This is a genomic window from Streptomyces kaniharaensis (assembly GCF_009569385.1).
GTDB lineage: Bacteria > Actinomycetota > Actinomycetes > Streptomycetales > Streptomycetaceae > Kitasatospora > Kitasatospora kaniharaensis.
Genome location: NZ_WBOF01000001.1, coordinates 1,784,244 through 1,800,280, shown reverse-complemented (window position 1 = coordinate 1,800,280; position 16,037 = coordinate 1,784,244). Strand labels below are relative to the sequence as shown.

Annotated in this window: 10 protein-coding genes and 3 rRNA genes; 11 read left to right on the top strand and 2 right to left on the bottom strand. The window is 66.6% G+C overall.

Annotated features, from left to right (window positions below; genetic code table 11):
- Nucleotides 1-8: 8 nt before the first annotated feature.
- The 11 genes from F7Q99_RS08210 (at nt 9) to F7Q99_RS08160 (ending at nt 14,619) form a co-directional block, all read left to right on the top strand.
- Nucleotides 9-467 (top strand): tetratricopeptide repeat protein, encoded by a 459-nt coding sequence (locus F7Q99_RS08210; protein WP_153460694.1) that lies wholly within the window; start codon nt 9-11, stop codon nt 465-467.
- Nucleotides 464-1,195: an FAD-dependent thymidylate synthase gene (gene thyX, locus F7Q99_RS08205; RefSeq protein WP_326846420.1), complete on the top strand. Its 732-nt coding sequence runs from the start codon at nt 464-466 to the stop codon at nt 1,193-1,195. The genes F7Q99_RS08210 and thyX overlap by 4 nt, the downstream gene beginning before the upstream one ends.
- Nucleotides 1,196-1,433: 238 nt before the next feature.
- On the top strand, nt 1,434-2,333 hold the full coding sequence (gene dapA / locus F7Q99_RS08200) for a 4-hydroxy-tetrahydrodipicolinate synthase (RefSeq protein WP_153460693.1): 900 nt from the start codon (nt 1,434-1,436) through the stop codon (nt 2,331-2,333).
- A gap of 170 nt (nt 2,334-2,503) precedes the next feature.
- Entirely contained in the window at nt 2,504-4,189 is a 1,686-nt protein-coding gene (locus F7Q99_RS08195; protein WP_153460692.1) for a ribonuclease J, read from the top strand.
- Between the two features lie 484 nt (nt 4,190-4,673).
- Nucleotides 4,674-6,197, top strand: a 16S ribosomal RNA gene (locus F7Q99_RS08190).
- Between the two features lie 276 nt (nt 6,198-6,473).
- Nucleotides 6,474-9,593: ribosomal RNA gene (locus F7Q99_RS08185) — 23S ribosomal RNA — on the top strand.
- 72 nt (nt 9,594-9,665) lie between these two features.
- Nucleotides 9,666-9,782, top strand: a 5S ribosomal RNA gene (gene rrf, locus F7Q99_RS08180).
- Together the 16S, 23S and 5S rRNA genes form the textbook arrangement of a ribosomal RNA operon.
- 227 nt (nt 9,783-10,009) lie before the next feature.
- Entirely contained in the window at nt 10,010-12,604 is a 2,595-nt protein-coding gene (locus tag F7Q99_RS08175) for a sensor histidine kinase (RefSeq protein ID WP_153460691.1), read from the top strand.
- A gap of 79 nt (nt 12,605-12,683) precedes the next feature.
- Nucleotides 12,684-13,364 carry a response regulator gene (locus F7Q99_RS08170; protein ID WP_033351413.1) on the top strand — a complete coding sequence of 227 codons (681 nt, stop codon included), beginning with the start codon at nt 12,684-12,686 and terminating at the stop codon, nt 13,362-13,364.
- Nucleotides 13,365-13,429: 65 nt separating this feature from the next.
- Complete coding sequence (locus tag F7Q99_RS08165) at nt 13,430-13,837, top strand: OB-fold nucleic acid binding domain-containing protein (protein WP_153460690.1); 408 nt, start codon at nt 13,430-13,432, stop codon at nt 13,835-13,837.
- Between the two features lie 2 nt (nt 13,838-13,839).
- Entirely contained in the window at nt 13,840-14,619 is a 780-nt protein-coding gene (locus F7Q99_RS08160; protein ID WP_326846419.1) for a DUF3159 domain-containing protein, read from the top strand.
- Nucleotides 14,620-14,694: 75 nt separating this feature from the next.
- Here F7Q99_RS08160 and F7Q99_RS08155 read toward each other — a convergent pair whose 3' ends face one another.
- A complete protein-coding gene (locus F7Q99_RS08155) occupies nt 14,695-15,363 on the bottom strand; it encodes a potassium channel family protein (protein ID WP_153460688.1) in 669 nt (222 codons plus the stop codon).
- The gene (locus tag F7Q99_RS08150; protein ID WP_326846418.1) at nt 15,363-16,031 is read right to left on the bottom strand and encodes a potassium channel family protein; all 669 of its coding nucleotides are present in this window, start codon (nt 16,029-16,031) and stop codon (nt 15,363-15,365) included. Before F7Q99_RS08150 ends, F7Q99_RS08155 begins: the two co-directional genes overlap by 1 nt.
- Between the last annotated feature and the right edge of the window lie 6 nt (nt 16,032-16,037).

Genomic DNA, 16,037 nt, shown 5'->3' with positions numbered 1-16,037 from the left:
AGCGGCCGATGACCTCTCGTACCGGCTTCTTCGTCCTGTCCGGCGTGCTGCTGATGGTCGCCCTGATCTGCGTGGGCGAGGGCGTCCAGCTCGTCGCCACCGGCAAGCCGCTCGGCATCGGCATCGGGATCTGCGCCTTCGTCATCCCGGTGATCGGTGTCTGGTTCCTGCGCCAGACCGTCCGCTTCGGCCGGGCCAGCGAGCGTCTGGCCCGGGAACTGGAGGCCGAGGGCGGCCTGCCGGTGGACGAGCTGAAGCGCAGCACCGGCGGGCGGATCGACCGGGCCTCGGCCGACGCGGTGTTCGCCCGCCGCCAGGCCGAGGCGGAGGCCGCGCCCGGCGACTGGCGGGTCTGGTTCCGGCTGGCGGTGGCGTACGCCGACGCCGGCGACACCCCGCGCGCCCGCAAGACCATGCAGCACGCCATCCGGCTGCACAGCACCGAACCCGCAAGGAGTAACGCGTGAGCGACGATACGACGGCCCCCCGGTTCCGCGGCGATGTGACGGTGGAGCTGGTCCGCAGCGCCGCCGCCGACTCGGACGTCATCTGGGCGGCCCGCGTCTCGACCGCGGGGGAGCAGTCCCTGGAGGCGCTCCAGCAGGACCCGGAGAAGTCCAAGGGCCTGATCAACTTCCTGATGCGCGACCGGCACGGCACGCCGTTCGAGCACAACTCGATGACCTTCTTCATCAGCGCGCCGATCTTCGTGTTCCGCGAGTTCCACCGGCACCGCAGCGGCTGGTCGTACAACGAGGAGTCCGGCCGCTACCGCGAGCTGGAGCCGGTCTTCTACGTGCCGGCCGAGGACCGCAAACTGGTCCAGCAGGGCCGCCCCGGCCGCTACGAGTTCGTCGAGGGCAGCCCCGAGCAGCACCGGACCACCACCGAGGCGATGGAGGCCGCGTACCGCGAGGCGTACGCCCGCTACCAGGAGATGCTGGCGGCCGGTGTGGCCCGCGAGGTGGCGCGCGCGGTGCTGCCGGTCGGCCTGTTCTCCTCGATGTACGCGACCTGCAACTCCCGTTCGCTGATGCACTTCCTGTCGCTGCGGACCAAGCGGGAGAACTCGGCCGTGCCGTCCTTCCCGCAGCGCGAGATCGAGATGGTCGCCGAGCAGATGGAGGAGCAGTGGGCGCAGCTCATGCCGCTCACCCATGCGGCCTTCGAGAAGCACGGCCGGGTCGCCCCCTGACCTGGGGCGATGAGCATATGGGCCGGGTGTCTGGCATGTCTGGATTGCGGCTTTTCTAGCCGCTCCCTACATTCGTGAACACGGATTCCGGTGCTGCCTGAACCCCCGAGCGGGCAGCACCGGAATCCCATGTTCCGGCTCTGCCGCCCCCTGTTTCGGCCGCTCAGCGCCCGTGTCCCTGTCCGAACCCTGGACCGGTGTGGATACCGCCCCACCGCCTACGAGTAGTTTTGGACGCATGGCTCCGACCTCCACCCCCCAGACGCCGTTCGGCCGGGTCCTGACCGCGATGGTCACCCCGTTCACCGCCGACGGCCGACTCGACCTCGACGGCGCCCAGCGCCTCGCCACGCACCTCGTCGACTCCGGCAACGACGGACTCGTCGTCAACGGCACCACCGGGGAGTCCCCGACCACCAGCGACACCGAGAAGGCGCAGCTGGTCCGCGCCGTCGTGGAGGCCGTGGGAGACCGCGCCCACGTGGTGGCCGGCGTCGGCACCAACGACACCCACCACAGCGTCGAGCTGGCCCGCCAGGCCGAGGCCGCGGGAGCCCACGGCCTGCTGGTCGTCACGCCGTACTACAGCAAGCCCCCGCAGGAGGGCCTGTACCGGCACACGGTCGAGATCGCCGACGCCACCGGGCTGCCGGTCATGCTGTACGACATCCCGGGCCGCAGCGGTGTCGCGCTGGGCCACGAGACGCTGGTCCGCCTCGGGGAGCACCCGCGGATCGTCGCCAACAAGGACGCCAAGGGCGACCTCGGCGCCGCGGCCTGGGCCATCGCCCGGTCCGACCTCGCCTGGTACTCCGGGGACGACATCCTCAACCTGCCGCTGCTGTCGGTCGGAGCCGTCGGCGTGGTCAGCGTCGTCGGGCACGTCGTCGCCGGCGAGCTGCGGGCGATGATCGAGGCCTACCTGTCGGGTGATGTGGCCAAGGCCACGGCGATCCACCAGGGCCTGCTTCCCGTGTTCAGCGGTATGTTCCGCACGCAGGGCGTGATCCTCGCCAAGGCGGCGCTGGGCCTCCAGGGGCTGCCGGCCGGCCCGCTGCGGCTGCCGCTGATCGGCGCGACGCCCGAGGAGATCGCCCAACTGAAGAAGGATCTCGCCGCAGGCGGGGTAGACCTGTAACAGACACAGACGTGCGCGCCCCGGCTCGCCGGACCCTCACGGGCCCGCCGCTGGACCGGACCGAAGGCGCGAGAGTACAGACCCAGTAGGAACAACGACACTGAGTACGCACGCCATATGTCTCCAGGGGAGGACCCCGGGCATATGGCGTGCGTCGTGAGGAGAGTCTTTTGAGCCACCCGCACCCCGAACTCGGCGCGCCCCCGGCCCTGAAGGAGGGCGCCCTGCGGATCACTCCGCTCGGCGGCCTCGGCGAGATCGGCCGCAACATGACGGTCTTCGAGTACGGGGACCGCATCCTGATCGTCGACTGCGGTGTCCTCTTCCCCGAGGACGAGCAGCCCGGCGTGGACCTGATCCTCCCGGACTTCAGCTACATCCGGGACCGCCTCGACAAGGTCGACGGCATCATCCTCACCCACGGGCACGAGGACCACATCGGCGCCGTGCCCTTCCTGCTCCGGGAGAACCCGGACATCCCGCTGATCGGCTCCAAGCTCACCCTCGCCCTGATCGAGGCCAAGCTCGCCGAGCACCGCATCCGGCCGTACGTTCTGGAGGTGAAGGAGGGCGAGCGCGAGCGCATCGGCCCCTTCGACTGCGAGTTCATCGCGGTCAACCACTCCATCCCGGACGCGCTCGCCGTGGCGATCCGCACCCCCGCCGGCATGGTCGTCGCCACCGGCGACTTCAAGATGGACCAGCTGCCGCTCGACGGCCGCCTGACCGACCTGCCGACCTTCGCCAAGCTGGCGGAGGAGGGCATGGACCTGCTGCTGGTGGACTCCACCAACGCCGAGGTCCCCGGCTTCATCCCGCACGAGCGGGACATCTCGGCCGCGCTGCGGAACGTCTTCGCGAACGCCGAGAAGCGCATCATCGTCGCCTCCTTCGCCAGCCACGTGCACCGCATCCAGCAGGTGCTGGACGCCGCGCACGAGTACAAGCGCAAGGTCGCCTTCGTCGGCCGCTCGATGGTCCGCAACATGGGCATCGCCCGCGACCTCGGGTACCTGAAGGTCCCCGGCAACATGATCGTGGACGTCAAGCAACTGGACGACCTGCCGGACAAGGAGGTCGTGCTGATCTGCACCGGTTCGCAGGGCGAGCCGATGGCGGCGCTGTCCCGGATGGCCAACCGCGACCACCAGATCCGCATCGTCGAGGGCGACACCGTCGTCCTGGCCTCCTCGCTGATCCCCGGCAACGAGAACGCCGTCTACCGCGTCATCAACGGCCTGACCCGCTGGGGCGCCAAGGTCGTGCACAAGGGCAACGCCAAGGTGCACGTCTCCGGCCACGCCTCGGCCGGCGAGCTCCTGTACTTCTTCAACATCTGCAAGCCGCGCAACCTGATGCCGGTCCACGGCGAGTGGCGCCACCTGCGGGCCGCCGCGGATCTGGGCATCCTCACCGGTGTGCCGCGTAACCGCACGGTCATCGCCGAGGACGGCGTCTGCGTCGACCTGGAGGGCGGCGTCGCCCGGATCGCCGGCAAGGTGCGGGCCGGCTACGTCTATGTGGACGGCGCCTCGGTCGGCGACATCACCGAGGCCTCGCTCAAGGACCGCAAGATCCTCGGCGAGGAGGGCTTCATCTCCGTCTTCGTCGCGGTCGACTCCACGAACGGCAAGATCGTGGGCGGCCCGACCATCCAGGCCCGTGGCTCCGGCATCGAGGACAACGCGTTCGTGCCGGTCGCCGCCAAGCTCCAGGAGGCCCTGGACCGCTCGGCGAGCGACGGCGTCCTCGAACCCCGCCAGGTCCAGCAGCTGGTCCGCCGGACCATCGGCAAGTGGGTGGCGGACAACTACCGCCGCCGGCCGATGATCCTGCCGGTCGTCGTCGAGGTCTGATCCTCCTGCGGTCGGTTTGACGTGGGGCGGCCCGGTGCGTAATGTTCTCCGGGTTGCCCCACGGGACGGCCCCGCCGGAAGTCCTCGAATATGAATTCGAGAACGACCGCGGAAAACGGCCCGAGAAACTCTGATAGAGTTCGGGAGCGCCGAAAGGCGAAAGCGGATCGAGTGAATGAAACTCCGGAAACGGAGCGGAAAACATCTGATAAGCTGGAAACACGAAAGAACGAAGCGCCCGGAGGGCCCGCTGGAAGGCGGCCTGAAGGAAGTGTCCGTTCCTTGAGAACTCAACAGCGTGCCAAAAGTCAACGCCAGATATGTTGACATCCCCGGCCTCGGTCATCTGATCGGGGTTGGAGATTCCTTTTGAAATAAACACTAGCGAGGACGCAGTGCGCGGGTCCGCCCTATTCCGGTGGTTGCCGTGCCGCTCAACGCGGGTGTCGACCCGGCGCTTTTAATTGAGCGCTGTGGGTAAACATTCACGGAGAGTTTGATCCTGGCTCAGGACGAACGCTGGCGGCGTGCTTAACACATGCAAGTCGAACGGTGAAGCCCTTCGGGGTGGATCAGTGGCGAACGGGTGAGTAACACGTGGGCAATCTGCCCTGCACTCTGGGACAAGCCCTGGAAACGGGGTCTAATACCGGATATGACCTTCCTCCGCATGGGGGTTGGTGGAAAGCTCCGGCGGTGCAGGATGAGCCCGCGGCCTATCAGCTTGTTGGTGGGGTAATGGCCTACCAAGGCGACGACGGGTAGCCGGCCTGAGAGGGCGACCGGCCACACTGGGACTGAGACACGGCCCAGACTCCTACGGGAGGCAGCAGTGGGGAATATTGCACAATGGGCGAAAGCCTGATGCAGCGACGCCGCGTGAGGGATGACGGCCTTCGGGTTGTAAACCTCTTTCAGCAGGGAAGAAGCGCAAGTGACGGTACCTGCAGAAGAAGCACCGGCTAACTACGTGCCAGCAGCCGCGGTAATACGTAGGGTGCGAGCGTTGTCCGGAATTATTGGGCGTAAAGAGCTCGTAGGCGGCCTGTCGCGTCGGATGTGAAAGCCCGGGGCTTAACCCCGGGTCTGCATTCGATACGGGCAGGCTAGAGTGTGGTAGGGGAGATCGGAATTCCTGGTGTAGCGGTGAAATGCGCAGATATCAGGAGGAACACCGGTGGCGAAGGCGGATCTCTGGGCCATTACTGACGCTGAGGAGCGAAAGCGTGGGGAGCGAACAGGATTAGATACCCTGGTAGTCCACGCCGTAAACGTTGGGAACTAGGTGTTGGCGACATTCCACGTCGTCGGTGCCGCAGCTAACGCATTAAGTTCCCCGCCTGGGGAGTACGGCCGCAAGGCTAAAACTCAAAGGAATTGACGGGGGCCCGCACAAGCAGCGGAGCATGTGGCTTAATTCGACGCAACGCGAAGAACCTTACCAAGGCTTGACATATGCCGGAAAACCGTGGAGACACGGTCCCCCTTGTGGTCGGTATACAGGTGGTGCATGGTTGTCGTCAGCTCGTGTCGTGAGATGTTGGGTTAAGTCCCGCAACGAGCGCAACCCTTGTTCTGTGTTGCCAGCATGCCTTTCGGGGTGATGGGGACTCACAGGAGACTGCCGGGGTCAACTCGGAGGAAGGTGGGGACGACGTCAAATCATCATGCCCCTTATGTCTTGGGCTGCACACGTGCTACAATGGTCGGTACAAAGGGCTGCGATGCCGTGAGGCGGAGCGAATCCCAAAAAGCCGGCCTCAGTTCGGATTGGGGTCTGCAACTCGACCCCATGAAGTTGGAGTTGCTAGTAATCGCAGATCAGCATGCTGCGGTGAATACGTTCCCGGGCCTTGTACACACCGCCCGTCACGTCACGAAAGTCGGTAACACCCGAAGCCGGTGGCCTAACCCGTAAGGGGAGGAGCCGTCGAAGGTGGGACCAGCGATTGGGACGAAGTCGTAACAAGGTAGCCGTACCGGAAGGTGCGGCTGGATCACCTCCTTTCTAAGGAGCATTTATGCCGGTTGCAGGCGAGTGTCCTGCACGGTTGCTCATGGGTGGAACGTTGACTATTCGGCACAGTGAGAGATTGGACGTTAGTACTGCCTTCGGGCGTGGAACGCGGTCTGGGATCGGCTGTGTCGGGCACGTTGTTGGGTCCTGAGGGAACGGAAACGTTGTCTCAGTGGTTGCCGGCCTCACTTGAGGTGGTCCTTTGGATCATTGAGGGTGGGTGACTGGTCGTTGTTTGAGAACTGCACAGTGGACGCGAGCATCTGTGGCCAAGTTTTTAAGGGCGCACGGTGGATGCCTTGGCACTAGGAACCGATGAAGGACGTGGGAGGCCGCGATAGGCCCCGGGGAGCTGTCAACCGAGCTTTGATCCGGGGGTGTCCGAATGGGGAAACCCGGCAGTCGTCATGGGCTGTCACCCGCTGCTGAACACATAGGCAGTGTGGAGGGAACGCGGGGAAGTGAAACATCTCAGTACCCGCAGGAAGAGAAAACAACCGTGATTCCGGGAGTAGTGGCGAGCGAAACTGGATGAGGCTAAACCGTTTTGGTGTGAGACCCGGCAGGGGTTGCCAATGCGGGGTTGTGGGAATGAGCTTCAGTCGTCTGCCGGCGGCTGGGCGAGTCAGAAACCGTATGGGTAGTCGAAGGACATGCGAAAGGTCCGGCGTAGAGGGTAAGACCCCCGTAGACGAAATCTGTACGGCTTGCTTGCTCATCTCCCAAGTAGCACGGGGCCCGAGAAATCCCGTGTGAATCTGGCGGGACCACCCGCTAAGCCTAAATATTCCCTAGTGACCGATAGCGGATAGTACCGTGAGGGAATGGTGAAAAGTACCGCGGGAGCGGAGTGAAATAGTACCTGAAACCGTGTGCCTACAAGCCGTGGGAGCGTCGTTCATCAGCTTGCTGGTGGGCCGTGACTGCGTGCCTTTTGAAGAATGAGCCTGCGAGTTTGCGGTGTGTAGCGAGGTTAACCCGTGTGGGGTAGCCGTAGCGAAAGCGAGTCCGAATAGGGCGTTTGAGTTGCATGCCCAAGACCCGAAGCGGAGTGATCTAGCCATGGGCAGGTTGAAGCGCGGGTAAGACCGTGTGGAGGACCGAACCCACCAGGGTTGAAAACCTGGGGGATGACCTGTGGTTAGGGGTGAAAGGCCAATCAAACTCCGTGATAGCTGGTTCTCCCCGAAATGCATTTAGGTGCAGCGTCACGTGTTTCTTGCCGGAGGTAGAGCACTGGATAGGCGATGGGCCTTACCGGGTTACTGACCTTAGCCAAACTCCGAATGCCGGTAAGTGAGAGCGTGGCAGTGAGACTGTGGGGGATAAGCTCCATGGTCGAGAGGGAAACAGCCCAGAACACCGACTAAGGTCCCTAAGCGTGTGCTAAGTGGGAAAGGATGTGGAGTCGCAGAGACAACCAGGAGGTTGGCTTAGAAGCAGCCACCCTTGAAAGAGTGCGTAATAGCTCACTGGTCAAGTGATTCCGCGCCGACAATGTAGCGGGGCTCAAGCACATCACCGAAGTCGTGTCATTGCAGCAATACTCCTAACGGGGGCTGTGATGGGTAGGGGAGCGTCGTGTGCCGGGTGAAGCGGCGGTGGAAACCAGTCGTGGACGGTATACGAGTGAGAATGCAGGCATGAGTAGCGATACAAGAGTGGGAAACTCTTGCGCCGATTGACCAAGGGTTCCTGGGTCAAGCTGATCTGCCCAGGGTAAGTCGGGACCTAAGGCGAGGCCGACAGGCGTAGTCGATGGACAACGGGTTGATATTCCCGTACCCGCTTTGAAGCGCCAACGCTGAACCAGGTGATGCTAAGGCCGTGAAGCCGTCCTGGATCCTTCGGGTGAAGGGGAGTGGTGGAGCCGCTGATCCAAGTCTGTAGTAGGTGAGCGATGGGGTGACGCAGGAAGGTAGTCCAGCCCGGGCGGTGGTTGTCCCGGGGTAAGGGTGTAGGGCGTTGCGTAGGCAAATCCGCGCAACACGTAGCCTGAGACCTGATGCCGAGCCGATTGTGGTGAAGTGGATGATCCTATGCTGTCGAGAAAAGCCTCTAGCGAGTTTCATGGCGGCCCGTACCCCAAACCGACTCAGGTGGTCAGGTAGAGAATACCGAGGCGTTCGGGTGAACTATGGTTAAGGAACTCGGCAAAATGCCCCCGTAACTTCGGGAGAAGGGGGGCCATTCCTGGTGATAGCACTTGCTGCTTGAGCTGGGGGTGGCCGCAGAGACCAGCGAGAAGCGACTGTTTACTAAAAACACAGGTCCGTGCGAAGCCGTAAGGCGATGTATACGGACTGACGCCTGCCCGGTGCTGGAACGTTAAGGGGACCGGTTAGCTCCATTTCGGTGGGGCGAAGCTGAGAACTTAAGCGCCAGTAAACGGCGGTGGTAACTATAACCATCCTAAGGTAGCGAAATTCCTTGTCGGGTAAGTTCCGACCTGCACGAATGGCGTAACGACTTCTCGACTGTCTCAACCATAGGCCCGGTGAAATTGCATTACGAGTAAAGATGCTCGTTTCGCGCAGCAGGACGGAAAGACCCCGGGACCTTTACTATAGCTTGATATTGGTGTTCGGTTCGGCTTGTGTAGGATAGGTGGGAGACTGTGAAGCGGCAACGCCAGTTGTTGTGGAGTCGTCGTTGAAATACCACTCTGGTCGTGCTGGATGTCTAACCTGGGTCCGTGATCCGGATCAGGGACAGTGTCTGGTGGGTAGTTTAACTGGGGCGGTTGCCTCCTAAAGGGTAACGGAGGCGCCCAAAGGTTCCCTCAGCCTGGTTGGCAATCAGGTGTTGAGTGTAAGTGCACAAGGGAGCTTGACTGTGAGACTGACGGGTCGAGCAGGTACGAAAGTAGGGACTAGTGATCCGGCGGTGGCTTGTGGAAGCGCCGTCGCTCAACGGATAAAAGGTACCCCGGGGATAACAGGCTGATCTTCCCCAAGAGTCCATATCGACGGGATGGTTTGGCACCTCGATGTCGGCTCGTCGCATCCTGGGGCTGGAGTAGGTCCCAAGGGTTGGGCTGTTCGCCCATTAAAGCGGTACGCGAGCTGGGTTTAGAACGTCGTGAGACAGTTCGGTCCCTATCCGCTGTGCGCGTAGGAGTGTTGAGAAGGGCTGTCCCTAGTACGAGAGGACCGGGACGGACGAACCTCTGGTGTGCCAGTTGTTCTGCCAAGGGCATGGCTGGTTGGCTACGTTCGGGAGGGATAACCGCTGAAAGCATCTAAGCGGGAAGCCTGCTTCGAGATGAGCACTCCCACCTCCTTGAGAGGGTAAGGCTCCCAGTAGACGACTGGGTTGATAGGCCGGATATGGAAGCCCTGTGAGGGGTGGAGTTGACCGGTACTAATAGGCCGAGGGCTTGTCCTCAGTTGCTCGCGTCCACTGTGTTGTTCTGAAACAACGACTGCCCTGTCGGCGGGTCGAATAGTTTCATAGTGTTTCGGTGGTCATAGCGTGAGGGAAACGCCCGGTTACATTCCGAACCCGGAAGCTAAGCCTTACAGCGCCGATGGTACTGCAGGGGGGACCCTGTGGGAGAGTAGGACGCCGCCGAACAATTATTCCGAAGAACCCCCATCCGATTCCGGATGGGGGTTCTTCGCGTTTCCCGCCGGGTGGCGGGTGCAGCCCTCGCCTGGGTGTGGCACCGTCAATATGTCGCTAAAACCGCGTGATCAGTGCACCGATCAGCGGAAAATCGTCTCCCACGCCGTAGTCTCGAAGGGGAGGGGAACTGGTGTCCGGGAGTGCTCCCGGGCAGGGCCGGATCAAGAATGGTGCTCATGGGACGAGGCAGGCTGCGGATCTACCTCGGGGCCGCGCCCGGGGTCGGCAAGACGTATGCCATGCTCGCCGAGGCGCAGCGCCGGCTGGCGCGTGGCACCGACGTCGTGGTGGCGTTCGTGGAGGACCACGGCCGGCAGAGCACTGCGGAGCTGGTCAACGGGCTGGAGGTCGTGCTGCGGCAGCAGGTGGTGCACCGGGGCGCCAGGTTCTCCGAGATGGACCTGGACGCCGTGCTCGCCCGCCGGCCGCAGGTGGCGCTGGTGGACGAGCTGGCGCACACCAACGTCCCCGGCTGTCGCAACGCGAAGCGCTGGCAGGACGTGGAGGAGCTGCTCGCGGCCGGGATCGACGTGATCTCGACCGTCAACATCCAGCACCTGGAGTCGCTCGGCGACACCGTCGAGGGCATCACCGGGGTGCGGCAGCGTGAGACCGTCCCGGACGAGGTGGTCCGGCGGGCCGACCAGATTGAGCTGGTCGACATGTCCCCGCAGGCCCTGCGCCGCCGGCTGGCGCACGGCAACGTGTACGCGCCGGAGAAGATCGACGCGGCCCTCGCCAACTACTTCCGCCCGGGCAACCTGACCGCGCTGCGCGAGCTGGCGCTGCTGTGGACCGCGGACCGGGTGGACGAGTACCTGCAGAAGTACCGGGCCGAGCAGGGCATCGTGGGCACCTGGCAGGCCCGGGAGCGGATCGTGGTGGGTCTGACCGGCGGGCCCGAGGGGGCGACGCTGATCCGGCGTGCGGCCCGAATCGCCGCCCGCGGCTCGGGCGGCGAGCTGATGGCCGTCCACATCTCCCGCTCGGACGGGCTCGCGGGCTCCGGCCCGGAGTCGCCGCAGACGCTGATCGAGCAGCGGGCGCTGGTGGAGAGTCTGGGCGGCACGTTCCACGCCGTCCTGGGCGACGACCCCGCAGCCGGGCTGCTGGACTTCGCCCGGGGAGTGAACGCCACCCAGATCGTGCTGGGTACCAGCCGCCGGCCCGCCTGGCAGTACGTCTACGGGCCGGGCGTGGGGACGACGGTGACCCGGGAGGCCGGGGACATCGACGTCCACATGGTCAGCCATGAGCACGCCGGGAGCGGGCGCGGGAAGATCCCGATCCGCCGGATCACCGATCTCGGCCGCACCCGGACGATCGCGGGCTGGCTGATCGGCCTGGCGGGCCCGCCGCTGCTGGCACTGGTGCTGACGGCGATCGGCGGGCTGGGTCTGTCCACCGACATGCTGCTGTTCCTGTCGCTGACGGTGTGCGCGGCGCTGGTCGGCGGGCTGCTGCCGTCGATCGCGTCGGCGCTGGTCGGCTCCTCGGTGCTGAACTACTACTTCACGCCACCGATCCACACGTTCACCATCAACGAGCCGCAGAACATCATGGCGGTGGCGATATTCACCGTCGTCGGCATCTCGGTGGCCTCCGTCGTGGACCTGGCGGCCCGCCGCACCCTCCAGGCGGCCCGCAGCCAGACCGAGGCGCAGACGCTGAGCGCGCTGGCCGGCACGGTGCTGCGCGGCGCGCCGAACGGGGACGGCGTGCTGACCGCGCTGATGGAGCAGGTGCGGGAGACCTTCGGGCAGGAGAGCGCCGTGCTGCTGGAGCGGCCGGAGCCGCTCGGCGCCTGGGTGCCGGTCGCCTCCGCCGGGCCGCGCCCGCCGGAGCGGCCGGAGGAGGCCGACGTGGACGTCCCGGTCGGCGAGAGCCTGGCGCTGGCGCTGCGCGGCCGGGTGCTGCCGGCGGCGGACCGCCGGCTGCTCGGGGCGTTCGCCGCGCAGGCCGCCGTGGTGCTGGAGCGCCGCCGGCTGGCCCGGGAGGCCGCCGCGGCCCGCCGGGAGGCCGAGGGCAACCGGATCCGGACCGCCCTGCTCGCCGCGGTCTCGCACGACCTGCGCACCCCGCTGGCGGGCATCAAGGCCTCGGTCACCTCGCTGCGCTCGGCCGACGTCGACTGGGATCCCGAGGACGAGGCGGAGCTGCTGGCCGGGATCGAGGAAGGGGCCGACCGGCTCGACCACCTGATCAACAACCTGCTGGACATGAGCCGGCTGCAGACCGGCACCGTCACCCCGCTGATCCAGGAGACCGACCTGGACGAGGTGGTGCCGTTCGCGCTCGGCGGCGTCCCGCCGGAGTCCGTCCGGCTGGACGTCCCGGAGACGCTTCCGATGATCCTGGCCGACGGCGGGCTGCTGGAGCGCTCGCTGGCCAACCTGGTCGAGAACGCCGTCAAGTACAGCCCGGACGGTGTGAAGGTGCTGGTCAAGGCCGACGCACTGCAACCGGCGGGCGGGCCCGGCCGGGTCGAGCTGCGGATCGTCGACCGTGGCCCCGGGGTGCCCGAGGAGGCCAAGGAACGGATCTTCGCGCCGTTCCAGCGCTACGGGGACGCGCCGCGCGGCGCCGGGGTGGGCCTCGGCCTCGCGGTGGCACGCGGGTTCGTCGAGGCCATGGACGGCACCGTCACGGCCGAGGACACGCCCGGTGGCGGCCTCACCATGGTCGTCACCCTGCCCGCCGTCGAGCGGCCACCGGAACCGGGCGAGCCGGCCGACGACGGCCACGACCCCCTGTCGCAGCTCACCTTGTGACACCCGGACACACGTCCTGCACCACCGTCCGCACGTCCCACAGACCGCACACCCGACAGCCCCGAAAGGCGGAGCCCGTATGACCCGGGTCCTCGTCGTGGACGACGAACCGCAGATCGTCCGCGCGCTGGTGATCAACCTCAAGGCCCGCAAGTACGAGGTCGACGCGGCCCATGACGGCGCGAGCGCCCTGGAACTGGCCGCCGCCCGCCACCCCGACGTCGTCGTCCTCGACCTCGGCCTGCCCGACATGGACGGCGTCGAGGTGATCCGCGGCCTGCGCGGCTGGACCCGGGTGCCGATCATCGTGCTGTCGGCCCGGCACGCCTCCGACGAGAAGGTCGAGGCGCTGGACGCCGGCGCCGACGACTACGTCACCAAGCCGTTCGGCATGGACGAGCTGCTCGCCCGGATGCGCGCCGCCGTCCGCCGCGCCGAGCCGGTGGCCGGCGAGGACGACTCCCTAGTGGTCACCGAGAGCTTCACCGTCGACCTCGCCGCGAAGAAGGTCAACCGGGACGGCACCGACGTCCGCCTCACCCCCACCGAGTGGCACCTGCTGGAGGTGCTGGTCCGCAACGCCGGCCGGCTGGTCAGCCAGACCCAGCTGCTCCAGGAGGTCTGGGGCCCCGCTTACCGCACCGAGACCAACTACCTGCGCGTCTACCTCGCCCAGCTGCGCCGCAAGCTGGAGCGCGACCCCTCGCACCCGCGCCACTTCATCACCGAGCCGGGCATGGGATACCGGTTCGAGAGCTGAGCGCCGGGCGCCCCCGGAACTCCGTGGCCTGCCGCCGGTGGCCCGAAAACCGGTACCCTTCCGACATGAGTGGTGACAACAGCAGCGACCAGCCGCAGGGGCGTTTGCGCCGCATGCTCAGTCGGCTGACCTCGTCGTCGGAGGAGCTGCAGGCCGAGGAACTGCGCGAGGAGAGCGCGGCGGAGTCGGGCTGCACGCCGATCGCCGGCTGCGCGGACCGCGACCTGGTCACGGTGGCGGGCACGCTGCGCACGGTGACGCTCCGTCCGCGGGCGGGGGTGCCCGCGCTGGAGGCCGAACTCTTCGACGGCACCGAGCCGCTGGACATGGTCTGGCTGGGCCGCCGCTCGATCGCGGGCATAGAGCCCGGTCGCCGACTGGTCGCCAGCGGCCGGATCAGCCAGGCACGCGGGCGCCGCGTGCTGTTCAACCCCCGCTACGAGCTGCGTCCGGTCGGACACGGGAGCGAATGAGCGTGAGCAACCAGCCCGGCGGTGAGTCGGCCGCCCAGCTCGACCTGGCCGCGGACCACCGTGAGACGACCGGCCAGGCCGCCGCCGACAAGGCGGCGCGGAAGGCAGCCGACGAGGCGGCCCGGAAGGCCGCCGCCTCCAAGGAGGCCGCCGACACCGTGCTGCAGGCCTTCGGCGGCGTGCGCGGCATGATCGACATGACGCTGCCCGGCCTGGTCTTCATCGTGACCTACAACATCACCCACCAGGTGAGCACGGCCGGCTGGGCCGCGCTCGCGCTGTGCGCCCTGTTCGTGGTGGTCCGGCTGGCCCGGCGGGAGACCGTCCAGCACGCCTTCAGCGGGGTGTTCGGCGTCGGTCTCGGCGTCTGGATCTCGATGAAGAGCGGCCACGCCGAGGACTTCTACCTGCCCGGCCTGCTGTGGAACGTCGGTTACTGCTTCGCCATGGCCGTGTCGGCCCTGGTGCGCTGGCCGCTGATCGGCGTGATGCTCGGCCCGATCACCGGCGAGATGTTCACCTGGCGCAAGGAGAACCCGGGCCGGCTCGCCGCCTACACCAGGGCGACCTGGGCCTGGGCGGTGATCATGGGCATCAAGCCGGTGATCCTCTTCCCGCTGTACCTCACCCACAACGTCAACCTGCTCGGCTGGCTGAAGGTCGCCCTCGGCATCCCGCCGCTGCTGCTCGCGATGTACGTGACCTGGCAGATCCTGCTGAAGGCGCCGCCGCCGATCAAGGCGCAGCTGGACGACGACGATGAGGAGCCTGCGGCCAAGTAGCCGCACCCGTCCGGAGACGGAACGCACGAGGGCCCGCACCCCGGTGGGGTGCGGGCCCTCGTTCCGTTCCAGGTTCTACTGGGCGCCGGAGGAGGACAGCAGGTCCTCCAGCTCCTCCTCGCGCTCCTGCGCAGCGACGAAGAGCAGCTCGTCGCCGCCCTCCAGGGTGTCGTCCTTGCCCGGCACCAGCACCCGGCCCTCGCGGATGATGGTCACCAGCGCGGTGTCCTGCGGCCAGGCAACGTCGCCCACCCGGGTGCCGACCAGCTCGGTGTCGGAGGCCAGGGTCAGCTCGACCAGGTTGGCGTTGCCCTGGCTGAAGCGCATCAGACGGACCAGGTCGCCGACGCTGACGGCCTCCTCGACCAGCGCGGACATCAGGCGCGGGGTGGAGACGGCGACGTCCACGCCCCAGGACTCGTTGAACAGCCACTCGTTCTTCGGGTTGTTCACCCGGGCGACCACCCGCGGCACCGCGTACTCGGTCTTGGCGAGCAGCGAGACGACGAGGTTGACCTTGTCGTCACCGGTCGCGGCGATCACCACGTGGCAGCGCTGCAGCGCTGCCTCGTCCAGCGAGGTGATCTCGCAGGCGTCGGCCAGCAGCCACTCCGCCATCGGGACCCGCTCCACCGAGATGGAGTTGGGGTTCTTGTCTATCAGCAGGACCTCGTGCCCGTTCTCCAGGAGCTCGCCCGCGATCGAGCGGCCCACGGCACCGGCCCCGGCAATGGCGACCCGCATCAGCGACCCTCCTCCTTCGGTCCCTGCGCGAACGCGGCCTCGACGGCCGCCAGGTCGGCCCGGCGCAGCATCACGTGCACCAGGTCGCCCTCCTGCACCACCATCTGCGGCGTGGGCAGCACGCCCTCGCCGAGCCGGGTGACGAACGCCACCCGGGCGCCCGAGGCCTCCTCCAGCTCGCTGACGCGGCGGCCGACCCAGCTCAGGTGGTAGGCGACCTCGGCCAGCTGCACGCCGCCGCTCGGGTCCTGCCACAGCGGCTCGGCGCCGCTCGGCAGCAGCCGGCGCAGCATCTGGTCGGCGGTCCAGCGGACCGTCGCCACGGTCGGGATGCCCAGGCGCTGGTAGACCTCGGCTCGCCGGGGGTCGTAGATCCGGGCGGCGACGTTCTCGACGCCGAAGTTCTCCCGGGCCACCCGCGCCGCGATGATGTTGGAGTTGTCACCGCTGGAGACGGCCGCGAACGCGCCGGCCTCCTCGATGCCCGCCTCCCGCAGGGTGTCCTGGTCGAAGCCGACCCCGGTCACCCGGCGCCCGCTGAACCCGGCGCCCAGCCGGCGGAACGCGCTCGGGTCCTGGTCGACCACGGCCACCGAGTGGCCCTGTTTCTCCAGCGCTCTCGCGAGGGCCGAGCCCACGCGGCCGCAGCCCATGATGACGATGTGCACCGGCGC

What these genes read in the sequence shown, in the direction of transcription:
- F7Q99_RS08210 (WP_153460694.1), top strand. Translation starts at nt 9, where the DNA reads ATGACCTCTCGTACCGGCTTCTTCGTCCTGTCCGGCGTGCTGCTGATG.
- dapA (WP_153460693.1), top strand. Translation starts at nt 1,434, where the DNA reads ATGGCTCCGACCTCCACCCCCCAGACGCCGTTCGGCCGGGTCCTGACC.
- F7Q99_RS08175 (WP_153460691.1), top strand. Translation starts at nt 10,010, where the DNA reads ATGGGACGAGGCAGGCTGCGGATCTACCTCGGGGCCGCGCCCGGGGTC.
- F7Q99_RS08170 (WP_033351413.1), top strand. Translation starts at nt 12,684, where the DNA reads ATGACCCGGGTCCTCGTCGTGGACGACGAACCGCAGATCGTCCGCGCG.
- F7Q99_RS08165 (WP_153460690.1), top strand. Translation starts at nt 13,430, where the DNA reads ATGAGTGGTGACAACAGCAGCGACCAGCCGCAGGGGCGTTTGCGCCGC.
- F7Q99_RS08155 (WP_153460688.1), bottom strand. Translation starts at nt 15,363, where the DNA reads ATGCGGGTCGCCATTGCCGGGGCCGGTGCCGTGGGCCGCTCGATCGCG.